Below are 23,156 nucleotides of genomic sequence, written 5' to 3' on the forward strand. Positions count from 1 at the left end.
AAAAGCTAGGAAATGGTGGCATGAGTTCTCTTTCTGTTCAGGGACGGATCACCCTGATCGCCGGTTGTTGTTTGTTGGCCAGTGCCGGAGCCTTGGTGGCCTCTTCCCTCTTCAGTGCTGCCAACATGCAGGATCAGGTGCTGACCTCCACCACGGCGGAAGCCCAGAGTGCGGCCGAAAACTGGATGAAGGCGATGGGTTCGGAGCAGGCGGCCAAAGTGACCAGCTATCTGGACGAGGCCTACTTCCGGGCCACTCTGCTGGGGCAGGGGATCCTGTTCCAGCGCAAGAATGCGGCCGACAACTTCGGCTCCTCCGAAACGCTGCGTACCGCCGTCAATCAGCAGTTGCACGACGCGGCCGCCTCCTCTGACAACCTGCTCGGCGTCTATGCGGTGTTCGAGCCGGATCAGCTCGACGGTGAAGACAGCAATTATCATGGCTCCAACGCGCTGGGCTCCAACGATCAGGGCCGCTTCTCCACCTATTGGGCGCGGGTCGACGGCAAGATCGAACCCGAGGTGCAAAACGAATCCGTGCTGGCGGACGAGAGCCCGACGGCGGCCGGCGGGGTGGAGAACGAGTGGTATCGCTGCAGCATCCGCAGCAAGGCGCTCTGCCTGCTGGAACCCTATCTCGATGATGTGGGCTCGCAGAAGGTGTTGATGACCTCGGTGACTGTGCCCCTGCTGGAGCAAGAGAAGCTGCTCGGCATGGTCGGCGTCGATATCTCGCTGACCGCGCTGCAAAGCCTGGTCAAGGAGATGGATCAGGAGCTCTACGAGGGGCAGGGCAAGGTGCTGCTGGTCAGCAGCCAGAGCCGTGTCGCCGGCGTGGACGGCTTCGACGTCACCCTGGGCAGCCCGCTCGGCCAGCAGTATCAGACCCTGGCCGGCGAGCTGCAAGGTTGGCTGGGTCAGGGACAGGTCAGCAGCCGCTGGAGTCCTGACGGCACCCTGCTGCAGACTTTCGTGCCGGTCAAGATGCGGGGCACCGAGCAGAAATGGGGCATCTACATCGAACTGCCGCGCAGCGTGGTGCTGGCGTCGGCCCTCCAGCTGCAGGATGATCTCTCCGGTCAGGCCAGCCGCAGCGTGATGACCCAGCTGCTCATCGGCGGTCTCATCTCGGCGGTCGCGCTGATCTGCATCTGGCTGATGGCCCACCAGATAGTGGCCCCCATTCGCGCCGTGGTGGCCCGCCTCAAGGACATTGCCAGCGGCGAGGGGGACCTCACCCAGCGCATCGAGCTGCGCCGTGACGACGAGATTGGCGAGCTGGCCAAGTGGTTCAACAGCTTCCTGAACAAGCTGCAGAGCACCATCAGCCAGGTCATCGATACCGTGGCCGGCACCCGGGCCAGCGCCGAACAGGCGGCCAGCGTTGCCGAGCGTACCAGTGCCGGCATGCAGGCCCAGTATCAGGAGGTGGATCTGGTGGCGACCGCGTTCGAGGAGCTGAGCGCCACCGCTCTGCAGGTAGCGGGCAATGCCAATTCGGCGGTCGCCGCGGCCAATCAGGCGGATACGGCGGCGCAGGAGGGCAAATACGTGGTGGCGGATACCCAGGAGGCGATGCGCAAGCTGATGGCGGTGATCAGCGACGCCAAGCCGGTGGTGGAGCACCTGTCAGCCAACAGCGAGAACATCAACGATATCCTGGTGGTCATTCAGGGGATTGCCGAGCAGACCAACCTGCTGGCGCTCAACGCCGCCATCGAGGCGGCGCGGGCCGGTGAGCAGGGCCGTGGCTTTGCGGTGGTGGCGGATGAGGTGCGCAATCTGGCGGGTCGCACCCAGAACGCCATCGTCGAAATTCAGACCCTCATCGGCCAGCTGCAGTCCGGCACCGAGGCCGTGGTGAAGGCGATCATGACCGGCCACAGCCAGGCGGATCTGACGCTCACCAAGGTGGACCTGTCGGTCAGCGTGCTGGAGCAGATCATCCACGCGGTGGCGACCATCCATCAGATGAACGAGCAGATTGCCAGGGCGGCGCAGGAGCAGAGCGGGGTGGCGGACGAGATCAATCGCAACGTCAGCAACATTCGCGATGTGAGCCACACCATCCGTGCCGAGGCGGCCAGCTCCGCCGAAAACGGTCGCGAGTTGTCGGCGCTGGCCGACAAGCAGCAGCAACTGGTGGGGCAGTTCAAGGTATAGGGATAAGAAAAAAGGCGCCATCCAACCGGAGGCGCCAAACACATTCAGATGACAGACTGGGTTAAATCGGTCCGATTTAAACCCCTCTTCCCGCAGAGGAAGAAACACAACACCACAATCGCAGTCCAGTGACTCACAAAAATCACATGTAAACCAACATGGAAGAGAAAAAGTGAGCCATATGACAACGGATTGCGAAGCGAATTATGTTTATTCACTGGTCGACCCGCAACCGACAAATTATAATGCGGCCCATTAGAAAAACTCATCGTCGGCTGGTCTCATGTCTCGTCGTTTACCCCCGCTCAATGCACTGAAAGCATTCGAAGCCGCGGCTCGTCATTTAAGCTTCACCCGGGCTGCGGAAGAGCTTTTCGTGACCCAGGCTGCCATCAGTCACCAGATCAAGGCGCTGGAAGAGTACCTCGGCATCAAGCTGTTTCGCCGCAAGAACCGCTCCCTGTTGTTGACCGAGGAGGGGCAGGGCTACTTCCTCGACATCAAGGACATTTTCACCTCCATCTCGGAGGCGACCGACAAGCTGCTGGCGCGCAGTGCCAAAGGGGCGCTCACCGTCTCTTTGCAGCCGAGTTTCGCCATCCAGTGGCTGGTGCCGCGGCTGGTAAAGTTCAGCGAGCGCCACCCCGACATCGATGTGCGGATCAAGGCGGTGGACATGGACGAGGGCTCGCTCACCGACGATGTGGACGTGGCCATCTATTACGGCCGTGGCAACTGGCCTGGGCTGCGCGCCGATAAGCTGCACACCGAGTATCTGATCCCGGTCTGTTCGCCGTTGCTGCTGACCGGTCCCAAGCCGCTGCGTACCCCGGACGATCTGACCCGCCACACCCTGCTGCACGACACCTCCCGCCGTGACTGGAAGGCCTGGTTTCGCCAGCTCGACATCGATGCGCCCAACGTCAATCAGGGGCCCATCTTCAGCCACTCCACCATGGTGATCCAGGCGGCCATTCACGGCCAGGGGGTGGCCCTTGGCCACAGCGTGCTGGCCCAACCCGAAATAGAGGCCGGCCGCCTCATCTGCCCGTTCGAGCAGGTGCTGGTGAGCAAGAACGCCTTCTATCTGGTGTGCCAGGAGCAGCAGTCCGATCAGGGCAAGATAGTCGCTTTCCGAGACTGGATGCTGGAGCTGGTGGAGCAGGAGGAGGCCCGTCGCCGGGCACGGCTGGCCGATGCCTGAGGTGATCCGGGAGGGGGCTGTCGATGCCCCCGTCCGCATTTTGCTGGCCCACGGTGCCGGCGCGGGCATGGAGCACGCCTTTCTGGCCGAGTTGTCACGCCTGCTGGCCGGGCCGGACATCGAGGTGGTGCGCTTCAACTTCCCCTACATGAGCAAGCGCGCGCTGGATGGTAAACGCAGACCGCCGGACAGGCAACCCGTGCTGCTGGCGCACTGGCGCCAGATGGCGAAGGAGTTTGCTCATCCTCGGCTGTTTCTGGCCGGCAAGTCGATGGGCGGGCGGATGGCGGTCGAACTCTATCAGGATGGCGAGGACGAGATGAATGCTGCAGGATTGCTCATTCTCGGGTATCCTTTCCACCCCCCGGCCAACCCCGACCGCTGGCGGGGTGACGTGCTCAAGCAGATCAAGACGCCGACCCTGCTGTTGCAGGGGGAGCGCGATACTTTCGGCACCCGTGCCGAACTGGCTGATTTTCCCTTCTCACCCGCCGTATCGGTCCATTGGCTGACCGATGGTGATCATGGCTTCAAACCGCGCAAGAGCAGCGGGGTGAGCGAGCAGGAGAACCTGCGGCAGGCGGCCGGGCAGATCAAGAACTTCATTGCGACCATCCCGACACGAACATGAGGATGGGAAGCGAAACGACGAGGAGGCAAGGGATGCAATTCCATCGACATTGGCTGGTGCTGGCGGGCGTGTTCGGCCTGACGGCAACCCTGCTGGGGGCCTACGGTGCCCATGGTCTGGCGGCTACCGGAATTGAGCCTTCACGTCTGGCGGCGTTCAATACCGCCGTGCAGTATCAGTTTTTCCACGCCCTGGCCCTGCTGGTGCTGGGGTGGTGCGGTGTGCGCAGCAAGGTCATCACCTTTGCCGGCACCGCCTTCGTGCTGGGGATCCTGGGATTCTCCGGCAGTATTTATGCCATGGTGCTGCTCGGCAGCAAGGGGCTGGGGCTGATTACCCCGGCCGGTGGCCTCTGTTTTATGTTGGGATGGGCGGCTCTGATATGGGCTGGCTGTCGTCTTGGAGGAAAAAATGAATAATCTGCTGCTTTATTGCCGCCCCGGTTTTGAGAAAGAGGCGGCGGCAGAGATCACCGAGCGTGCCAGTAACATGCAGTGCTACGGTTTCGCCCGGGTCAAGGACGACAGCGGTTACGTGATATTCGAGCTGTATGACGAGGAGCAGGCCGATCTGCTGGCGCGCAAGCTGCCGTTCAGAGAGCTCATCTTCATTCGCCAGATGCTGGTGGTGACCCATGAGCTGAAGGATCTGGATCTGTCGGATCGCATCACCCCCATCCTGGAGGCGACCCAGGGTTACGCCATCTGTGGCGATCTGCGGGTGGAAACCGCCGATACCAACGAGGCAAAAGAGCTGTCAGCTTTCTGCCGCAAGTTCACCGTGCCACTGCGTCAGGCGCTGCGCGGCAACGAGTTGCTGACCAAGAAGGAGACCCCGCACCGGCCGGTGTTCCACGCCTTCTTCCTGGCCAATGATCACGTGTTGCTGGGTTACTCCTACTCCTTCAACAACTCCGAATTCCACATGGGCATCCCGCGTCTGCGCTGCCCGGCCGATGCCCCGAGCCGCTCCAGCCTCAAGCTGGAAGAGGCCTTCTACGTGTTCGTGCCGCGGGAAGAGTGGGACCTGCGCCTCACCTCCGGCATGAAGGCCGTCGACCTGGGCGCCTGCCCGGGTGGCTGGACCTATCAACTGGTACGTCGCGGCATGATGGTGACGGCGGTGGACAACGGCATGATGGCCCAGTCTCTGATGGATACCGGTCAGGTCAAGCACATCCGCGACGATGGTTTCGTGTGGCGGCCGAGCAAGAAGAACACCTATTGGCTGGTGTGCGACATGGTGGACAAGCCGGCGCGGGTCACCCACATGATCGCCGACTGGTTCCGGGAGAGCGATTGCCAGGAGGCAATGTTCAACCTCAAGCTGCCGATGAAGAAGCGCTACGCCGAGGCGGTGCACAACATCGAGGTGCTGCGCGAGCTGCTCAAGGAGATCGACAACGCCTTCGTGATCCAGGCCAAGCAGCTCTATCACGATCGCGAAGAGATCACGGTGCACGTCTACAACAAGTACTGGGTTTCCAAGCTCTCCGCCAAGGAGTAATTGCTGGTGATGAGCCATTGACCACAAGGCCGACAATCCACGGGTTGTCGGCCTTGTCATTTCTGCGTCCTCAGAAACGGTAATCGAAGCGCAGCGAGGATTCGCCGTCGGTGAGCTTGAGCTCGATGTCGAGCGGTATGGTGCGATCGGTCGGGCTGAACTCCAGCTTCACCCCGTTGCCGCGCAGCTTGATGGAGGTGTTCATGCCGGCGGTCTTGAACTTGATCCTGGGTTTGTGCTGTTCGAAGGAGAGACTCACGCTCTTCTCGGCGGTCAGGTTCAGTTTCTGGTAGGGAGTGACCTGACTATTGCCATCGCTGTCGGTCACGACATCCATCCCGAGGGAGAGCGGTTTGGGTGCCTTGAGCAGGTCGTTGGTATCCACGTTGGAGCGCCAGACCTGGCTGGCCTGCTGGGAAGAGGGGGGCAATTGCGGCCAGGCATTCTCGACCGGTCTGTCTACTGCCATGGCGTTGCTGCTGATGAGCAGCAGGGTAACGATAGCGCGCATAATGGATCTCCTTATCCCTTATCTATTGAACATAGTAGCCAATCGACAAAGGGGGAGGCGCGGGGCGAGATAAAACAAAGGGAGCCGAAGCTCCCTTTAAAAATCAATATCTTGGGTGTAATTACAAACGGTCGATGATGGATTGGGTGAACTCGCTGGTGGAGGCGGAACCCCCCAGATCCCGGGTTACCCGGTCGCCGGATTCGATGGTGGCGCGTACCGCCTCACGGATCCGTTCGGCCTTGTCCTGCATGCCCAGATACTCCAGCATCTGGATGGAGGCGAGGATCACCGAGGTCGGGTTGGCGATGTTCTTGCCGGCGATATCCGGCGCCGAGCCGTGCACCGCTTCGAAGATGGCGGCGCCATCGCCGATATTGGCACCGGGCGCCATCCCTAAGCCCCCCACCAGACCGGCGCACAGATCCGACAGGATGTCGCCGAACAGGTTGGTGGTGACCATGACGTCGAAGCGCTCCGGGTACATCACTAGGTTCATGCAGGCGGCATCGACGATCATCTCTTCGCTCTGGATGTCCGGGTAGCGGCTGGCCACTTCACGGGCCACTTCCAGGAACAGGCCGGAGGTGGACTTGAGGATGTTGGCCTTGTGGATGATGGTGACTTTCTTGCGCCCTTCCTGGCGAGCCAGCTCGAAGGCGAACTTGACGATGCGTTCCGCCCCTTCGCGGGTGATGATGCTCATCGCCTCGGCGCTCTTGTTGTCGTCGCTGCGCTTCTGACCGGCACCCGAGTACATGCCTTCGGTGTTCTCGCGTACCGTGATGATGTCGATGTTGTCGTAACGGCTGCGGGTCCCCTTGAAGGAGAGCACCGGGCGGACGTTGGCGTAGAGGTTGAATTTCTTGCGCAGGGAGACGTTGATGGAGGTGAAGCCACCGCCGACCGGGGTGGTGAGCGGGCCCTTCAGGCTGACCTTGTTCTTCTCGATGAGATCCAGCGTCGCCTGGGGCAGCAGCTCGCCGTGCTTCTCCAGCGCCACCAGGCCGGCGTCCGCGTATTCGTATTCGAAGTCACAACCGGCGTGGGTCAGGATCTGGATGGCGGATTCGATGATGCTGGGGCCGATGCCGTCGCCCGGGATGACGGTAATTTTTCTTTTTGACATGAGACGTATCCACTTCTAGGGAACAGAGGGGGAGGATTCGGCGGTTTTATACCATTTCCACACCTAACCCTCCATGTTTCTTTACATTCTATCTGTTTTTGTCAACAGCGAGAGTGAGTCCGGTCATGCTTGGCGGTTTCGCTTTGTCAGGCTTCGGGAGCCGGTGGATAGCGGATCTCCCGCAGGTTGAAGCCGAGGGGAATGTCCCGCTGCAGCCGTACCAGCCGTTGGGCCAGCAGGGCCTCATCCTGGTGCTGGCGCAGCTTGAGCAGCGCCTTGGCGGCGTCTTCCTGCTGGCAGGCCGCCAGCAGGCTGGCCAGATCGCCGTATTGCTGCAGCAGCTGGGTGGCGGTCTTGGGGCCGATACCGGGCACCCCCTTGATGTTGGAGCCACCGATGCCGGTCAGGGCCCAGAAATCCACCAGTTGCGTCGGCGCCACCCCGTACTGTTGCTCGACGAAGGTGGCATCCAGCCAGCGCTTGTTGAAGTAGTCGCGGATCTGGATCTGCGGGCAGATGAGCTGGCAGAACCCCTTGTCGGTGGAGATGATGGTGGCTCTGGCACCGTGCTGGGCAATGCCGGTGGCCAGGGTGGCGATGAGATCATCCGCCTCGTCGGTCTGGGAGAGCAGGGCATCCACGCCGCATTCCCAGAAGGCATCCTGCAGCTCGTTCAAGCCTTCGCGCAGCTCGGTCGGCATGGGGGGGCGCCCCTCCTTGTAGGCCGGGTAGACCTCCTTGCGCCAGCTGTGTACCTCGCCGTCGAACACCGCGATGACGTGGGTCGGCTCGCTGGCGGCCAGCAGCTTGCGGCAGGTGTTGATGAGGTTGGCACGGGTGGCGATCAACGCCTGGGCCGGGGTCAGCGCCTGCTGGGCCTGTACCGCGTGCAGCCGGCGAATGAGATTGAGGGCATCGATGATGAGCAGGTGTGGCCTTGGGTTTGACATGGGGCACTCTTGGCAGTCGGGACGCCCCATTGTAACAAACCAGCGGGCTCGATGGGGGATTGATGGCCGCGGGCATCCCCTGCGACAAAAAAGGGGCGCCATGCGCCCCTCGTTTCAGCTGTGCTGCCCGTCAGCGCACGATTTCGTAGCAGGGCACATACTGGCTGCCCGGCAGCTTCATGCGCTGCTGCTTGACGAAGCTCTCCAGCAACTTGTCCATCAGGTGCATCAGCTCCTTGTCGCCGTGCAGCTTGAAGGGACCCTTCTTCTCAATGGCGCGGATGCCCCCTTCCTTGACGTTGCCGGCGACGATGCCGGAGAAGGCACGGCGCAGGTTGGCCGCCAGCAGCTGGGGCGGCTGGTTGCGGTGCAGGTCGAGGCTGGCCATGTTGGCGTGATCCGGCTCGAACGGCAACTGGAACTCCGGTTCGATCTTGAGCGACCAGTTGAAGGAGTAGGCATCGCCGACCGATTTGCGGTATTCGCGGATCTTCGGCATCGCCTCTTTCATGACCCGGGCCACTTCCGGGGCATCGCCGACGATGATCCGATAGAGGCTGGTGGCCGGCTCGCCCAGAGTCGCCTTGACGAAGTCATCGATGGCGCGGAAGTAGTCGGCGCTCTCTTTCGGACCGGTCAGGATGATCGGCATGGGCTGCCGCTCGTTGGCCGGGTGCATCATGATGCCGAGCAGGTAGAGCAGCTCTTCGGCGGTACCGACCCCGCCCGGGAAGATGATGATGCCGTGGCCGAGGCGCACGAAGGCTTCCAGCCGCTTCTCGATGTCCGGCAGGATCACCAGCTCGTTGACGATGGGGTTGGGCGGCTCGGCGGCGATGATGGAAGGCTCGGTGAGGCCGATGTAGCGGCCGTTGCGCACCCGCTGCTTGGCGTGGCCGACGGCGGCGCCCTTCATCGGCCCCTCCATGGCTCCCGGGCCGCAGCCGGTGCAGATGTTGAGCTCACGAAGGCCCAGCTCGCTGCCGACCGCGCGGGTGTACTGGTACTCGATCTCGTTGATGGAGTGGCCCCCCCAGCAGACCACCAGATTGGGGTCGGCGCCCGGCAGGATCGCCTTGGCGTTGCGCAGGATGGCGAACACCACGTTGGAGATGTGGGTGGAGCTGGTCAGGTTGACCAGCCGGTTCGACTCCAGCTGGGTCGACACGTAGAGGATGTCGCGCAGGACGGAGAACAGGTGCTCCTGAATGCCGCGGATGATCTCGCCATCGACGAAGGCGTGCTCGGGGGCGTTGAACAGCTCGAGCTTGACCCCGCGCTCGCGCCGGATCACATGAATATCGAAGGATTTGAAGCGCTCCAGTATCTCTTTGGAGCTGTCGGTATGGCTGCCGGAGTTGAGTACCGCCAGCGAGCAGTTGCGAAACAGTTGATAGATATCGCTGGAGGCGGTTTGCTTGAGGCGGTCCACCTCGAGCTGGGACAGCAAGTCCATGCTGCCGACTGGATTGATGTGCGTAATCATAGGTTCCCCTTTCACTCGCTTGTTATCGTTGTGCTTTTCCCTGGGGAGAAAACGGGATGCCCTGTGGCATCCCTTGAATTTGATAGTAGATGTAAGCGGTGGGGCAGGGGAATAGGGGGAAAGTGCGTTTGCTGCTTTTTTAGTCGCCGATCAGGCCAGATTGACCTGATCCCGACCCGAGTTCTTGGAGCTGTAGAGTGCCTTGTCGGCCCGCTCGAACGCGTCCGTGGTGTGATCCCCCTCCCTAAACAGGGTGGCACCGATGGAGATGGTGATCTCGACCCTGGCATCGCGAAAACGGAACGGAATGCTCTTGATGGTCTGGCGCAAGGTCTCCAGCGGCTTCTGGAACTTGTCCGGGTTGATGTTCGGCAGCAGCACCACGAACTCCTCGCCGCCGAAGCGGGCGATGAAGTCGGTGTCGCGCAGGGCACCCTGAAGCGCCTTGGCCACCACCTTCAACGCTTTGTCGCCGGCCATGTGGCCGTAGTTGTCGTTGATGTGCTTGAAGTGGTCGATGTCGATGATGGCCAGGCACAACGGCGTGTTGTAACGCAGCCAACGCTTGTATTCGAGCTCGAGCCGCTCGTCGAGGGCCGCCCGGTTGTGCACCTGGGTCAGGCTGTCGAGGAACAGCTTGTGTTTCTGGATGGTGAGCCGCTTCTTGTATTCGGCGGTCTCCTCCTTCATCAGCCGCAGCTTGGCCTCCATGGTGGAGAGGCGGGTCAGCAGGTGACGCTCGCGGGCGGCCATGGCCTCCCTGTCCTGCAGCAGCAGGTTGATGGCCCCCATGTGGCCGGAGATGGCCCCCTTGAGGTCATCAATGGTGTCATGGCTGGCCAGGGTATGGTCGATGGCCTTGAGCTCCCTGTCGATGGCCTTGCGGGTATCCAGGGTGGCGCTTTGCAGGGCGCGCCCCTCGTCGAGGGATTCGGTGAAGCTGAAGTGGACCGCCGAGAGACTCTCGTTGAGGGTGCTCAGAAACGCCTGGGAGGCTTTGCGCTCCTCGCGGGTGCCCTCGATGATGAGCTCGATCACCTGCAGGCAGATCTCCGCCAGCAGGGGAGGGGTGATGCCATTGAGCAGCTGGCGGCGAATGTCCGCCAAGCTCTCGCCGACGGCGCCGGCAAAGTCGAGTTCGGTGATGAGCCGCTGCAGCTCGTCGGCGATGTGGGCGTGCACCTTGACGTCAAAGGGGGCGCCCGGCTCCGGCGCGGCAAGGTCGGTGACCGTTTCGGCCTGGTTGCCGGCAGGCGTGCTCTGGGCCAGCAGGGGCTGGGTGGGCAGCAGCTGGATCTTGATGGCCTGCTGGTAGAACTCCAGCAGCCGGATCACCTTCTTCTGGTGATCGCCGATGCCATAGCCATCCGGGCTTGCCAGAAACTCCTTGAGGGATTTGCGGGTATCTTCCGGGAAGCCCTTGAGAGCCTTGAGCTGTTTGCTGCCGAGCTCGATGGCGGACTTGGTCAGGGAGATGGACTCTTCCAGCGCGTTGCCGTGCTGCTGCAGCAGCTTCTCGATGACGGCGAGGTCGGCATCGAGGGAGGAGAGCGGCGGGTTGCCATCGAGTTTCTGCTTGAGCTTGGCGAGCTTGTTGTCCAGCTCGCGATCGTGGCCGCGACAGGCCTGCATCAGCTTGGCGATGAACTGGATGCTGCGGGCGCGTTCGGTGTCGGAGAAAGAGACGACGCCGTCCAGCTCCAGCTGCTTTTGCTGAAGGGATTCCCTGAGTCTGGCCAATTGTCCGGCTACGGCAGCGATATCATTCATTATTCAGGTCGCCCTGTTGTCATTATCGTTGTTGTGTTGGATAGCAACAGCGGTCGAACCCAGTTCCAGACCCAGTTGATTATCTATTTGTCATTGATCAACCGGCGCTTTCGTCCGTGAAAGTCGAAGCCAATTAACCCATTGCTTTTCATGAGAAGAATTTACTTTTACCAGTCCCTTGTCAATTGCCATCAAGCAGCATTGCCACACATCCCCATTAAAAAATGCGGCCTGCTGGCAATCGATGGCGGCCAGCTCCAGCCAGACGCTTTGCTGGTGTTTTTCGCTGAGCTGAATGGCTCCTGCCAGGGCCAGATAACAGAGGTCGAACAGGCCGTGATGATCGAGGGCGGTGGCCGCCTTGGGCAGGAAGGGGTGGCTGACGATGCCGAGGCTGATGTGGCGATCGAGCGGGTGCTGGCAGGGGAATTCGGCCAGTGCCGCAAGCAGTTCGCGGGCCAGTCGGTGCAGGTCTTCCACATGGCGCTGAGGCACCACATAGAGCAGGTGGCCTTCGCGCAGGTCGTAGATGCGGCCATCCTGCGGGGTGAGGCCGTTGACGTAGGCGCCGAAGGCCTGCTCTATCTCGCGGCTCACCTGATAACCGTGCTGTTCCAGGCTGTTGACCAGGAAGGGCACCCGAAACAGCAGGTAGTGCAGCTTGTCGTCGAACTCGCTGGTGGGCAGCTCGCTTAAATACCAGCGCTCGGATTTTTGCTGGCGCTTGGCCATCTCCCGCGGCCAGCGGCTCATCAGTCGCTGCCAGTTGGCCAGCCCGGTGCGTGGCTCGAGCAGCAACGCCTCGCCCAGCTGTTTGCCCTGCAGACGGGCGACCCGCAGCTTGAGCCAGAGGGTAAAGAACAGATAGATGAACAGGGTCAGCAACAGACCGGTCACCACGCTCGACCAGAGGTAGCGATCCTGCTGATGCTTGCTGGTGCTCAGCTGTTGCTGCAGCTCCTTGATCTGTTGCTCCCGCTCCACCTGGGCATAGTTGTCGCGGATCGCCTCCTGCTCCAGATCGACCTGCTGCTGGCGGACCTGTTCGCTGCGCTGGTGGAAATTTTTGTAGCTGTCCAGCGCCTGCTGCAGATAGCCCTTCTGCTCGTAGGCCGCCGAGAGCAGGCGGAAGATCTCGAACTGGCGCTGGGCGTCGCCGATCTGGTTGGCCAGTGCCAGCGCGTTTTCCAGCTGCAGGATGGCGATGCCCGCCTCCTTCTGCTTGAGGTGCAGCTCACCCAGCAGCAGCAGGGTGTCGATCAGCGGCTCCTTGTCGTCCCCCAGCTCGTGGGACTGGCGGGCCGCGGTGAGGTAGTTGCGGGCCAGGGTCAGGTTGCCGGTTTCCAGATAGGTTTTGCCTATCTCGTACTTGAGATGGGCGATGCGGGTGCGGTTGTTGCCCTCGTCCAGCAGATCCAGGGCATTGAAGAAGTAGACCAGCGCCATGTTCATCTCGCCCTGCTCCCGGTTGAGGCGGGCCAGCACGATGAGGGCGTCGCTCAGCAGGGAGGGATTGCCGAGGGCATGGAAGTAGTTGGCGGCCTCGTTGGCGTATTGCAGCGCCTTCTGCGGCTCCTGCTCCTCCTGATAGAGGTTCACTATCTGGTTCGACAGCAGGCCGAGGAACAGCGGATCCTGCAACCCTCTGGCCTGCTGCTGGGCATCGATGTAGTCACCCAGCGAGAGCTGGGGCTGTTTGAGGGCGTGGTAGAGGTCGCCGCTCACCGCGCTGACCCAGGCGCTGGCCAGCGGATTCTTGGTCTGATCCGCCCAGCGACGGGCTTCGGCCAGCTGACGCTTGGCCTCGTCGAACTGGTGCGCCTCTATGCTGGCGTTGGTGCGCAGCAGCCGGCTGTAAACCTGCAGCTGGCTCTCTTTCAGGCTGGGGGTGCTGAGCAGGGTCTCCAGCTGGCCGAGCAGGCCGCCGCTGGCGCCGTGGGAGCGCTCCTGCAGGTTCTGGCTGCGGATCTTCAGATAGAGGCCGTGGGCCTGCAGCTCCAGTTGTTGCTCCTTGGCTGCCATGGCGATGCCCTGATCGAGGGACTTCTGGGCCGCCTGGAACTGGCCAAGCTGCAGCAGGCACTCCCCCTTGAGCAGGTGGGCACCGGTGGCCTGGGCGGCGGTGCCATAGCTCAGCAGTGGCTCCCGATAGCCGTACTCCTGGCGATTGCTGATGATTTGCTTGGGATTATTGGCCGTGCGGGTGAGGAAGGCGGAGGTGATCTGCACGCATCTGGCGGGATCGGTCAGCACCAGGGTCTGGGCCTGTTGCAGATCGATGGACAACTGCTCCTTGGCCAGATCCAGATCAGGAGCCGACAGGGAGGACATCATCATTGCCAGAAAAAACAGTTGATTCATTGGATTAAGGGCAGCACGGGAGTGAGGGCATGTTATCCAAGCCCGCCCCCGTGCGTCCAGAGTTTACTGACAGATTGCACGCCGACCCCGCGATCCGGGCCGTGGCAGCGTTGCAGGCCCGGCGGGGTGACCGGTTATTGCCGGATCAGGCGCAGGTTGGCCGGCACCACTTCCCAGTCGCTGCGAAACGGGTTGATGTCCAGGCCGCCGCGACGGGTGTAGCGGGCATAGACGGTCAGCTGGCTCGGGCGGCAGAAGTGTTTGAGATCGGTGAAGATCCGCTCGATGCACTGCTCGTGGAACTCGTTGTGCTGGCGAAACGAGATGAGGTAGCGCAGCAGTTTTTCCCGGTCCAGCTGTGGGCCGCGATAGTGGATCACCACGGATCCCCAGTCCGGCTGGCTGGTCACCAGGCAGTTGGACTTGAGCAGGTGGCTGTGCAGGGTCTCCTCCACTTCCTGGCTGCCGGCCGCGCCTTGCAGCAGGTCGGCATCGAACTCGTAACAGTCCACGGTGATGTCCTGTTTGTCGATGCACTCGCCCGGCAGGGCGGCAATGTGGTGCGGAGCCTGGGCCAGCGGGAACAGGGTGACGCTCACGTCGCTACCGGAACAGGCGCTCAAGTCCTTGACCAGCATAGCCTGCACCGCTTCCAGCGAGTCACAGCGGGTCTGGTTGAAGGAGTTGAGATAGAGCTTGAACGACTTGGATTCGATGAGGTTCGCGCTGGTGGCGGGGACCGAGACCTCGCCGACGGCGACCATGGGCTTGCCCTTGGCATTGAGCCAGGAGAGCTCGTACAGGGTCCAGACATCGCAACCCTGGAACGGCAATTCGCCGCCAAGACCGAGGTCGTCGCGGTTCAGGCTGCGGGGCACCGGCTGCAGCAGGGCCGGGGTGTACTGGCTGATGTAGGCCGACTGTTGACCCAGGCTCAGCCCCTGCAGGGCGCTGGCTCCGGCGTATCTCTCTTGTTTGCTCATGTGTGCTGACTCGAACGTTGGATGGGCGATGGCAGAGCATGCGCCCGATGGGGGCGGCAAGGCGGGGAGCGCCGGCTGGCGATCCGCGCTGCACCTTGTCTGCTCATGGCTTTGATGGTGCAATAGCGAACTTTGGCAGCAATTGTGGGGAATTTCGATGTCGGATCAAGTCTTGTCTGCCCTGGAACACTTTTTTTTGCGCTGGCAGCGCGATGGCGAGGCGAGGCGAGGGCTGCCCTTGTGCGAGTGGGAAGCCGACTGGCGCTCCCCCTGCGAGCTGGATGAGCCCAAGGATGGGCGGGTGGCTTGGCGCCCGCATCGGCGCGCCGAACCCGCCGATTTCACGGCGATGAACGAGGCGCTCGAGCTGACCCTGCATCCGGCCGCACAGGCCCTGTTTGGTGGCTGGTTCAGCCGCCCTGTGCCCTGCCTCTACAAGGGGTTGCGGCTCGAGTTTGTGCTGCCCTGGAACGAGGCGGATCTCGACTTGCTCAAGGAGAACCTCATCGGCCACCTGCTGATGCTGCGCAAGTTGAAGCGCTCACCCTCTTTGTTCATCGCCACCACCCGCAACGAGATGACGCTGGTGTCGCTCGACAACGAGAGCGGGCAGGTGTGGCTGGAGTGGCTCGACTCGGGTCGTCGGTTGGTGCTGGCGCCCTCACTGCCGGCGTTCCTCGCGCGGCTTGAGACTTTGCCGCAATAAGCCGCAATAAACAGCGTCAGTTGCAATGAAAAACGCCTTGCCGACCGGCAAGGCGTTTTTGCTTGGTTCACCGCCGGGCTCAGTCCTTGAAATCCCAGGAGAGGTTGGCGACCAGCCGGCAGGGATCGCACTTGAAGTCGAAGATCTCGTGCAAGGGTTCGGCCAGCGCCCACTCGCCGCCGCAGCTCGGACAGGGACGGGCTTTCTCCTCGGCCGCACTCCGGCCGCCCACCCGGTAGAGGTAGTAGTAGGTGGGGATGCCGGTGAGGGCTTCCAGCCGCTTGCCGAGATCGCTGCCACGGCGCTGGAGCCGGCTACCCACTTCACCGATTTCATGCAGCGCCGCATGCTCGGCGATGGAGCCGTTCATCTGCAGCTGATCGCACGCTTCCCAATCCTCCTGCCACTTGATGATCTGCTTGTGGTCGCCGTTGGCGACGGCTGGCAGCCGATAGAGCGGGATGGGGGCGAAGTGGTCACCGCAGCGCAGCGGCGAACAGGTGTGCAGGAAGCTGGTGTAGAGCAGCATCCAGCTGGGGCGCTCACCATCATGACCGCAAGGGTCGGTGCTGTCGGAGAGCAGATCCGCCCCCTGCAACTGGAGTTTGGGGGCGAGCAGGCCGGCCTGATTGAGCTGCTGCTCGGCCAGCTTGACCTGCTCGCTCTGGTTGTCCGGGTGCAGGCTGTCCTGCTCCGGGCAGACCACCCGGCTGACGAAATAGCCCTCGTGCATGCTGGTGGGAAACTCCCGGCCGAGGATCTGGCCCTGATAGCGCAACATGTCGAGGTAGTTGACGATGGCCCGCTCGGCCTCGCCCAGCGAGGTGTCGCGATAGCACTCAAAGCAGAGTTCAAGGATGTACATGGCTCACTGCTTCCCCTGCTGGAGCAGCAGATCGGTCAGCCGATCCACCTTCTGTTCGAGCCGTTCGAGCCGTTCGGCAAGCTGCAGCAGGGTGGGCTCGGCGGCGGGAGCAGGGGCCATCTGCGCTGTGCTTCCGGCTTCCGGGGCGCTGGCGGGCTGCTGCTTCCACTGGCTCAGCACTTTGAGCAGCTCGGCCATGGGGACGGGCTGGCTGAGGCGGGCCTTGACCATGGCGGTGGAGGGGGTGATCCCCTTGGCGGCCAGTTCATTGGCGATGCGGATGATCTCTTGGGCTGACATGGGACTCCTGCACAGGATGAAAAGTGGTTCGGGCTGGACGGGCAGAGAGCTTAACCAAAGCGCGGGGCGCTGAACAGCGGGGCAAGGGTCAGTCGGGCCGGCGCAGCAGCACATCCAGTTCGTCGATGGCTTCCGACCAGTCCGCATCGTTCCACAGGGCATCGCGCAGAAAGTCGGCCTGGGCGCGATTCCAGAAGGGGGCTTCCGGCAGCAGGGTCTGGTTGTCCAAGCGGTGCTCGTGAATGAAGCGGTGCAGGCTCAGCTCGTCGTTGGCCAGCCCCAGCTGGGCAAACAGGGCGGCCAGATCGTGGGTCAGGAATTCCATCTCATCTCTCCCAAGAGGCATTCCTGAACATTATAGGCCCGCCCCGTGGCGGCAGATTTACAGGGTGGGCACCCGGTGGGGTGGCAGCTCGACGCCGACCACCTGCAGCCCCTGCATGCGCAGTTGCCCCAGATAGTGGCTCTCGCCATCACTGGAGAATTCAAACTCGTAATAGGTGAGCAGCCGCAGCGGCTGGTGGGCCAGCGCACGGTGGCTGCGGGCCAGCGACAGCAGTTGCAGGTCGTGATGCTGGCAGTAGCGGCGCATGTATTGCCAGGCGAGCTCGGCCTGACGCCGCTGGTGCCAGAAGGCACCGGCACCGAGGATAAGCAGCAAGATTGCGAACATTTCACCCATCGCGGGCTCCTTCCGGGGTGTGATCCGTGGCGACAGGCGACCCGCCATGGTGGCGGCTCGCCGACATCATCAGGCCGAGGCGAACAGGCGACCGATGGCCTGGCCCAGGGCGTCGCTGCGCTCGGGGTCGCGCAGTCTGGCCAGCATATCATTGCGCAGGGCCGGCAGGGTCACCAGCTCGGCAAATACCTGATTGAAGAACTGGGTCGGCTGCAGGGCCAGCTGTTCCAGGAACAGGCTGAGCATGCCGGCATCCTTCAGATCGGGCCAGAGCCGGCCGGCGATGGCCAGCAGCAGGGCCGGGCTCGGCTGGGTTTGCAGCAGGGTCAGCAGCTTGTTGGTGCGCATGCTGCTGCCGTTGCAGGAGGCCAGTGCCCGGCACAGATAGGCCAGGGTCTCGGCATTGGGTTCGGCACACTCCTGCTCCTTGCCGATGCGCTCGAACAGGGCGCCCTGTACGGCCGGCGGCAACGGGGCGTTTTCCAGGCTCTGACAAAGGGCGTAGAGCGGCTCTTGCGGCAGTTTTGGCAGCGCCTTGCACACCAGCGCCAGGTTGCGTTCATCCTGCAGCCGCTCAGCCAGGTCGGCAAAACCCTGTACGCCAAGGGTCTGCCATCCCTCTGGTGTCGGGGCCGCCAGATAGTGGCAGAGCCCCTCGAAGTAGGTCGAGGGGGCCTGTTCCAGCTGACGGGCCAGTTTGGCGTGCAGGCTGGCCATCTTGGCCTCGGCCGGGCGGAAGGTGTAGGGATTCTCCGCCAGACGCTGGGCCTTCTCTTCGTCGAGCTCGCCGGTCAGCTTGTAGCCCAGGGTTTCCACCACCTGATCCATGAAGTGTTTGGGGCCGCTGGCGATGAGCAGACCGCGCTCGTCGAGGGCAAACTTGAGAAACCACAGGTAGTGACGGGATTCGGCCGGCTGGAAGAAGTGGACGCCTAGCCAGGCGTGCTGCTGCAGGGGCCAGGGGTAGGGCTCCTGCTGCTGCTCGATGCGCTCGAAGGTGTCGCTCGCCAGTGGTCGCACCTGGCGGCCCATGTCGAACAGTTGAAACTGGGTGTCGGCCTGGGTCAAGAATTCGGTCAGCGTATTGATGGTGGACATGAGGTGATCCGGCTAAGGGTGATGCGGGCCGATTATAAGGAGGTTGCACAAGATAGCCAGTGGGGGCGCGCCGCCCGGCATCTGGCCCGGTACGCCTGGAGCGGGAGCCGACATGGCTCTTCGCCCGTGTTGCCGGCCGCAAGGGGCATGGCAGAGGATAGGGGGGAGGGTGTATAGTAACGCCCTTTTTTGCAAAGTTCGGCCTGCCGCCAGCGACACAGGATTGGCGGCGGACGGTGTGTGGTGATGAGGAAGAGAACGCAATGAATCAATATCTGCTGGTAGCCGGCCTGTTGGGTGAACTGACCGCCGAGCTGCAACGTCTGGAACGCTGGCAAGCGGCCCATCCGGGTGAAGAGGCCCTGGCCAGCGAGCTGCCATTTTGCGTCGATACCCTGAGCTTCGATCAGTGGCTGCAGTTCGTGCTGATCCCGCGCATGGAGCAGCTGGTGCTGCTGCAGGCGCCGCTGCCCAGCAGCGTCTCCCTCTATCCCATGGCCAGCGAAGTCTACAAGGAAGAGCTGGCCGAGGTCGAAGCCCTGCTGCGCCTGATCGCCCGCTTCGATCTGCTGCTCTCCGGCAAAGTGGTTGAGCAATGATGCGTGAGCAGGCACAGGAAGAGAACGCCTTGCAACTGACCCTGCTTTATCAGGATGACTGGCTGGTGGCGGTCAACAAGCCCTCCGGCCTGCTGGTGCACCGCAGCTGGCTCGACAAGGCCGAGACCCGTTTCGCCATGCAGATGACCCGGGATCTCATCGGCGGTCGCCACGTCTACCCGGTACACCGGCTCGACCGGCCCACCTCGGGGGTGCTGCTGTTTGCCCTTGATCCCGCCGTGGCCCGCACCCTGACCGAAGCCTTTGCCGCCCGTCAGGTGCACAAGGAGTATCTGGCGCTAGTGCGCGGCTGGGCCCCCGAACAGGGGCTCATCGATTATCCGCTCAAAGAGCAGCTGGACAAGATCGCCGACGCCATGAGCGATCCGGATCGTCCGGCCCAGGAGGCGGTGACCGCGTTTCGTCGCCTGCATCAGGTCGAGCTGCCCCATGCGGTCTCCAAGAAACACCCCACCAGTCGCTACAGCCTGGTTCGGCTGTTCCCCAAGACAGGTCGCAAGCATCAGCTGCGCCGCCATATGGATCATTTGTTCCACCCCATCGTCGGTGACACTACCCACGGCGATGGCCGCCACAACCGCTTCTTTCGCGAGCATTATGGTTGCGATCGTTTGCTGCTGGTGGCTCGCACCCTCAGCTTTGAGCACCCGGTGCTGAAGGTGCCGATGCGGATCCAGGCACCGCTGGGGCAGGAAGTGCTGCAGCTGTTTGCCGAACTGGGCTGGCCTGCCAGCGAGAGCGACTACTGAGGCTGACGATCGCGGGGTGTTGCCCAAGCTGTTGCTGTGGCATGCTGGGCATCCATGTTGGTCAAAGGGGTCCGTGATGGCGCAGATAGACATAGTGGTGGGTACCGTATACGGCGCGGCCATGCTGGTGGCCGAGACGTTGGCGGCACAGCTGGAGCAGGCGGGGCACGGCTGTCAGGTGTACGAGGAAGCCGAGCTGGCAGATCTGGATGCGAGTCGATTCTTGCTGGTCATCACGGCTACCACGGGGCAGGGTGATATTCCGCCCAATCTGCAGCCACTGGCCACCGCTCTGGCTGACCGGGCCCCCTACATGAAAGGGTGGCGTTATGCGCTGGTCGCCATGGGGGACAGCAGCTACGAGCATTTCTGCGGCGCCGGTCGTCACCTCGATGCGCTGTTGCAGGAGCTCGGTGCCAGTCCTCTGCTGCCCCGGCTGGAAATAGATGCCACCGTCGACGATGAGCCGGAAAAGGTAGCGCTGGCCTGGCTCAATGGCTGGCAAAATAAACTGTAGCGATCGTCCGTTTTTATCCTTTATTCATCCCCGCTCAGCCCGTCTGGCGGGGATGTTTATTTTGCGGTAATCAGCAGTCTCAACTGACCATATTTGCCCGATATTTATCCGGTTATTTTCCACGCCATCCCCGCTTTGTTCAGCGATTTATTTCGGGGGCAGCCGACATGCCTCAAATTTAAAAGTTCCCCATTGAAAGCGATTTCAGTCATGTTTTTGTCATCAACTTGAATATTTATAACTTATTCATCGAAGCGAATTAATGGTTGGTAGCGGTTTCATGGTGGATCTTTTCTCTTTTATCCCCGTGTGGGTGGTGAGTTATTGCATAGTTAGGTTGATTGTCATCGTACAAAACCCTCCACGGCCAATGCTGGGCGATTTGTCGCCATTTTGTGAATCAGCTCATGTTTGTCCCGAAATTGGCTACCTATAATCGGCCTCGGTTATCACCTAAACGTTTTTATGGTGATAAGAACTTGGATATTCAGGATCACACTCCTCTCAGCGGGAATAAGGAAAATGAAAATGAAAGCAAAGTGGCTCCCGATCGCTGCAGCAGTAACCGCAGCCCTGGCTTCCCAAGCCGCCTTCGCCGTTGATTTCCACGGCTACATGCGTTCCGGTGTCGGTACTTCCGATAACGGCAGCCTGCAAACTTACAGCAAACAAAAAGTCGGTCGTCTGGGCAACGAAGCCGAGACCTACGGCGAAGTACAGCTGGGTCAAGAGGCTTACAACAAGGATGGCAAGTCCTTCTACGTAGACTCCATGTTTGCAATGGTCTCCGGTCAGCAAGGTCGTGACTGGGAAAGCACCAGCGGCAGCGATGCCGACTTTGCACTGCGCCAATTCAACGTGCAAGCCAAGGGTGTGCTGGGTTTCGCACCGGAAGCCACTCTGTGGGCTGGTAAGCGTTACTACCAACGTCACGACATCCACATCTCTGACTTCTACTACTGGGATGTGTCTGGTGCCGGTGCTGGTGTAGAAAACATCCAGGCAGGTCCGGGCAAGCTCTCCTTTGCATGGCTGCGTAACGACCCGTGGGAAGATTACGATCAGTTTGTAGGTGGTGTGGGTGTCGACAAACGTGTAGATACCGACGTACTTGACCTGCGTTATGCTGGTATCCCGCTGTGGAAAGACGGCTCCCTGGAGCTGGGCTATGACTACGCCCGTGGCAACCTGACTGATGAACAGAAAGCTGCTCTGGGCAGCAAGGATTACGAGAAAAACGGCCACATGCTGACCGCCGAGCTGACCCAATCCATGTTGGGCGGCTTCAACAAGACCGTAGTTCAGTATTTTGCAGACGGTTATGCCTCTCAGGCTGTTGACTACGGTAGCGGTTCTGGCAGCGGCCTGAGCCAATCTGCCGCCAAGGGCGATGGCTGGCGCTTCATCAACTGGGGCGTGCTGCCGGTTGGCGACAAGGTCGAGTTCGGTCACCAGCTGGTTTACGGTACTGCCAGTGACATCGACAATGACAGCGCTGACAAAGATACCTTCTCCGTTGTCGTTCGCCCGATGTACAAGTGGAATGACACCATGAAGACCATCGCCGAGCTTGGCTATCACCATGACAGCTACAAGCCGAACAATGGTACCGAAACCAGCACTATCGGCAAGAAATACACCCTGGCTCAGGCTTGGTCCGCCGGTTCCAGCTTCTGGGCCCGCCCGGAAATCCGCGTATATGCTTCCTACCTAGATTCTGACGGCCAGTTCCGCCCGGATGCCAATGGCGTGAAGCAGGACGACTCCTGGAACTTCGGTGTTCAAGCTGAAGCTTGGTGGTAATTTGTTGACGTCATGACTGCAAGTGCCCCCGCATGACGGGGGCTCTTTTTTTACAACACGTTTCTTAGGGTCACGCGATGAGATATTCCAGATTAGCCTTGACTGTATTCTGTTCTGTTGTGCTGGGTGGGTGCGCCACGTTGGAAACGACGGTAGCGCCGACTCAGGAGTTCAAGTCCATCATGGGAAATCGCGACGTTGCGATGAGCCAATTGGCTACGATTGGCAGCTGCTGTCGCGATGTCTCCAGTCTGCCGTTCCAGGACATACAACCGGGCGCAACCAAGCTTATCCCCATTGATGGCAGCTCCCCCGTTTACGCTTTCAGCGAAGGGAAAAGCCACTTTGCCGCCTTCCGGTTGCCGGTCAACTCCGGTGACCTGCGCATCACGGTTGATGGCTTGATCGACAAATCGCTGTTCAACCCGACCGTCTTGATGCTGGATTCCAAATTCAATGTGACCCGCAAGTTGGGCAGCGATGTGTTCAAGTACGAGCCTGCACGCATGCTGCAAGGGGATCGCATGGAAGCCGTGTTTACCGTGGATCGCTCCTATGTTGGTAACCCCAATAACGAAAGTTACATGGTGATCTACACAGACCAGAGCGGTCTGGACAAAACAACCACCATCCTTAGCCCTTCCAAGCTGATGACCAAGTCGCTGGGGGTGGTTGATTATGGTGAAAAAGACCCCGTCATTCCGCACTCCCCCTGGGGCGTGGTCAGCCTCTCTGTGGAGGACTTGAGTGGTGTCAAAACCGAGAGCAACTATTACAAGCCTGTCTATCAGGATGTGATTGATGCCAACACCCCGGTAGTCAACACGGCACCAAACAAGCTTGTCGTGCCCCTGGCGACCGCCGGCGCAGTCAAGAGCAGTGCCCCCATGCTGAGCGAAACCGAGGCCTTCTATCAATCCCAGATCGAAAAAGCGGTGAAAGCCGGTGATATCGACAAGGCGATGCAACTGGTCAGCGAGGCGGAGCGGGCCGGTTCGACCAAGGCGAAATCGGTCTTTATTGATGCGGTGAAACGTTCCCAAAAGGGCTGAATATTGCCCGGTCTTTAAAATATAATATTTATTTGAGGCCTCCCTTGTTGGAGGCCTTTTTAATCGGTAGA

Annotated in this window: 23 protein-coding genes; 11 read left to right on the forward strand and 12 right to left on the reverse strand. The window is 61.2% G+C overall.

Translation table 11 applies throughout. The features are described from left to right. Positions 1 to 20: 20 nt before the first annotated feature. The 5 genes from ACPW75_RS02615 (at position 21) to rlmM (ending at position 5,503) form a co-directional block, all read left to right on the forward strand. Positions 21 to 2,162 (forward strand): methyl-accepting chemotaxis protein, encoded by a 2,142-nt coding sequence (locus ACPW75_RS02615; RefSeq protein ID WP_077095277.1) that lies wholly within the window; start codon positions 21 to 23, stop codon positions 2,160 to 2,162. Between the two features lie 283 nt (positions 2,163 to 2,445). Beyond that, positions 2,446 to 3,366 carry a transcriptional regulator GcvA gene (locus ACPW75_RS02620; protein ID WP_005303519.1) on the forward strand — a complete coding sequence of 307 codons (921 nt, stop codon included), beginning with the start codon at positions 2,446 to 2,448 and terminating at the stop codon, positions 3,364 to 3,366. Further along, a complete protein-coding gene (locus tag ACPW75_RS02625) occupies positions 3,359 to 3,997 on the forward strand; it encodes an alpha/beta fold hydrolase (RefSeq protein WP_077095276.1) in 639 nt (212 codons plus the stop codon). Before ACPW75_RS02620 ends, ACPW75_RS02625 begins: the two co-directional genes overlap by 8 nt. 32 nt (positions 3,998 to 4,029) lie before the next feature. Further along, positions 4,030 to 4,416, forward strand: coding sequence for a DUF423 domain-containing protein (locus ACPW75_RS02630; protein ID WP_077095275.1), 387 nt, complete (start codon positions 4,030 to 4,032; stop codon positions 4,414 to 4,416). Beyond that, positions 4,409 to 5,503, forward strand: a complete 1,095-nt coding sequence (gene rlmM / locus ACPW75_RS02635; RefSeq protein ID WP_016349849.1) for a 23S rRNA (cytidine(2498)-2'-O)-methyltransferase RlmM — start codon at positions 4,409 to 4,411, stop codon at positions 5,501 to 5,503. Before ACPW75_RS02630 ends, rlmM begins: the two co-directional genes overlap by 8 nt. A gap of 70 nt (positions 5,504 to 5,573) precedes the next feature. Here rlmM and ACPW75_RS02640 read toward each other — a convergent pair whose 3' ends face one another. The 7 genes from ACPW75_RS02640 to queF all read right to left on the reverse strand — a co-directional run bounded on the left by ACPW75_RS02640 (position 5,574) and on the right by queF (position 14,693). Continuing rightward, a complete protein-coding gene (locus ACPW75_RS02640) occupies positions 5,574 to 6,014 on the reverse strand; it encodes a hypothetical protein (RefSeq protein ID WP_077095274.1) in 441 nt (146 codons plus the stop codon). Between the two features lie 121 nt (positions 6,015 to 6,135). Further along, positions 6,136 to 7,143, reverse strand: coding sequence for an isocitrate dehydrogenase (locus tag ACPW75_RS02645; protein ID WP_029301600.1), 1,008 nt, complete (start codon positions 7,141 to 7,143; stop codon positions 6,136 to 6,138). A 146-nt stretch (positions 7,144 to 7,289) separates the two neighbouring features. Next, entirely contained in the window at positions 7,290 to 8,093 is an 804-nt protein-coding gene (gene xni, locus ACPW75_RS02650; protein ID WP_179101301.1) for a flap endonuclease Xni, read from the reverse strand. Positions 8,094 to 8,223: 130 nt separating this feature from the next. Further along, positions 8,224 to 9,579: a nucleotide 5'-monophosphate nucleosidase PpnN gene (gene ppnN / locus ACPW75_RS02655; protein ID WP_011705076.1), complete on the reverse strand. Its 1,356-nt coding sequence runs from the start codon at positions 9,577 to 9,579 to the stop codon at positions 8,224 to 8,226. A gap of 150 nt (positions 9,580 to 9,729) precedes the next feature. Continuing rightward, entirely contained in the window at positions 9,730 to 11,349 is a 1,620-nt protein-coding gene (locus ACPW75_RS02660; protein WP_043162988.1) for a GGDEF domain-containing protein, read from the reverse strand. 90 nt (positions 11,350 to 11,439) lie between these two features. Then, on the reverse strand, positions 11,440 to 13,710 hold the full coding sequence (locus tag ACPW75_RS02665) for a hypothetical protein (protein WP_017408616.1): 2,271 nt from the start codon (positions 13,708 to 13,710) through the stop codon (positions 11,440 to 11,442). A gap of 134 nt (positions 13,711 to 13,844) precedes the next feature. Further along, the gene (gene queF / locus ACPW75_RS02670; RefSeq protein ID WP_179101300.1) at positions 13,845 to 14,693 is read right to left on the reverse strand and encodes an NADPH-dependent 7-cyano-7-deazaguanine reductase QueF; all 849 of its coding nucleotides are present in this window, start codon (positions 14,691 to 14,693) and stop codon (positions 13,845 to 13,847) included. Positions 14,694 to 14,850: 157 nt separating this feature from the next. Here queF and syd point away from each other — a divergent pair, with 157 nt between their 5' ends. Further along, positions 14,851 to 15,399 (forward strand): SecY-interacting protein, encoded by a 549-nt coding sequence (gene syd / locus ACPW75_RS02675; RefSeq protein ID WP_077095270.1) that lies wholly within the window; start codon positions 14,851 to 14,853, stop codon positions 15,397 to 15,399. A gap of 79 nt (positions 15,400 to 15,478) precedes the next feature. Here syd and ACPW75_RS02680 read toward each other — a convergent pair whose 3' ends face one another. The 5 genes from ACPW75_RS02680 to ACPW75_RS02700 all read right to left on the reverse strand — a co-directional run bounded on the left by ACPW75_RS02680 (position 15,479) and on the right by ACPW75_RS02700 (position 18,344). Further along, positions 15,479 to 16,264: a Zn-ribbon-containing protein gene (locus tag ACPW75_RS02680; RefSeq protein WP_041217208.1), complete on the reverse strand. Its 786-nt coding sequence runs from the start codon at positions 16,262 to 16,264 to the stop codon at positions 15,479 to 15,481. Between the two features lie 3 nt (positions 16,265 to 16,267). Continuing rightward, positions 16,268 to 16,564: a hypothetical protein gene (locus tag ACPW75_RS02685; protein ID WP_017408612.1), complete on the reverse strand. Its 297-nt coding sequence runs from the start codon at positions 16,562 to 16,564 to the stop codon at positions 16,268 to 16,270. 88 nt (positions 16,565 to 16,652) lie between these two features. Further along, positions 16,653 to 16,889: a DUF2789 domain-containing protein gene (locus ACPW75_RS02690; protein WP_011705082.1), complete on the reverse strand. Its 237-nt coding sequence runs from the start codon at positions 16,887 to 16,889 to the stop codon at positions 16,653 to 16,655. Positions 16,890 to 16,946: 57 nt separating this feature from the next. Further along, positions 16,947 to 17,246 (reverse strand): DUF3301 domain-containing protein, encoded by a 300-nt coding sequence (locus ACPW75_RS02695; protein ID WP_011705083.1) that lies wholly within the window; start codon positions 17,244 to 17,246, stop codon positions 16,947 to 16,949. 69 nt (positions 17,247 to 17,315) lie between these two features. Continuing rightward, positions 17,316 to 18,344, reverse strand: a complete 1,029-nt coding sequence (locus ACPW75_RS02700) for a DUF3549 family protein (RefSeq protein WP_077095269.1) — start codon at positions 18,342 to 18,344, stop codon at positions 17,316 to 17,318. Positions 18,345 to 18,607: 263 nt separating this feature from the next. Here ACPW75_RS02700 and ACPW75_RS02705 point away from each other — a divergent pair, with 263 nt between their 5' ends. The 5 genes from ACPW75_RS02705 (at position 18,608) to ACPW75_RS02725 (ending at position 23,085) form a co-directional block, all read left to right on the forward strand. Further along, entirely contained in the window at positions 18,608 to 18,943 is a 336-nt protein-coding gene (locus tag ACPW75_RS02705) for a YqcC family protein (protein WP_011705085.1), read from the forward strand. Beyond that, on the forward strand, positions 18,940 to 19,713 hold the full coding sequence (gene truC, locus ACPW75_RS02710; protein WP_029303719.1) for a tRNA pseudouridine(65) synthase TruC: 774 nt from the start codon (positions 18,940 to 18,942) through the stop codon (positions 19,711 to 19,713). The genes ACPW75_RS02705 and truC overlap by 4 nt, the downstream gene beginning before the upstream one ends. A gap of 76 nt (positions 19,714 to 19,789) precedes the next feature. Next, positions 19,790 to 20,230 carry a flavodoxin gene (locus ACPW75_RS02715; protein ID WP_077095268.1) on the forward strand — a complete coding sequence of 147 codons (441 nt, stop codon included), beginning with the start codon at positions 19,790 to 19,792 and terminating at the stop codon, positions 20,228 to 20,230. Between the two features lie 528 nt (positions 20,231 to 20,758). Further along, positions 20,759 to 22,033 carry a maltoporin gene (locus ACPW75_RS02720; RefSeq protein ID WP_010634786.1) on the forward strand — a complete coding sequence of 425 codons (1,275 nt, stop codon included), beginning with the start codon at positions 20,759 to 20,761 and terminating at the stop codon, positions 22,031 to 22,033. A 182-nt stretch (positions 22,034 to 22,215) separates the two neighbouring features. Next, positions 22,216 to 23,085, forward strand: a complete 870-nt coding sequence (locus ACPW75_RS02725; protein WP_232105248.1) for a MalM family protein — start codon at positions 22,216 to 22,218, stop codon at positions 23,083 to 23,085. Positions 23,086 to 23,156: the final 71 nt, after the last annotated feature.

The organism is Aeromonas sp. FL131 (assembly GCF_049860615.1).
In the GTDB taxonomy this organism is placed as follows: Bacteria; Pseudomonadota; Gammaproteobacteria; order Enterobacterales; family Aeromonadaceae; genus Aeromonas; species Aeromonas hydrophila.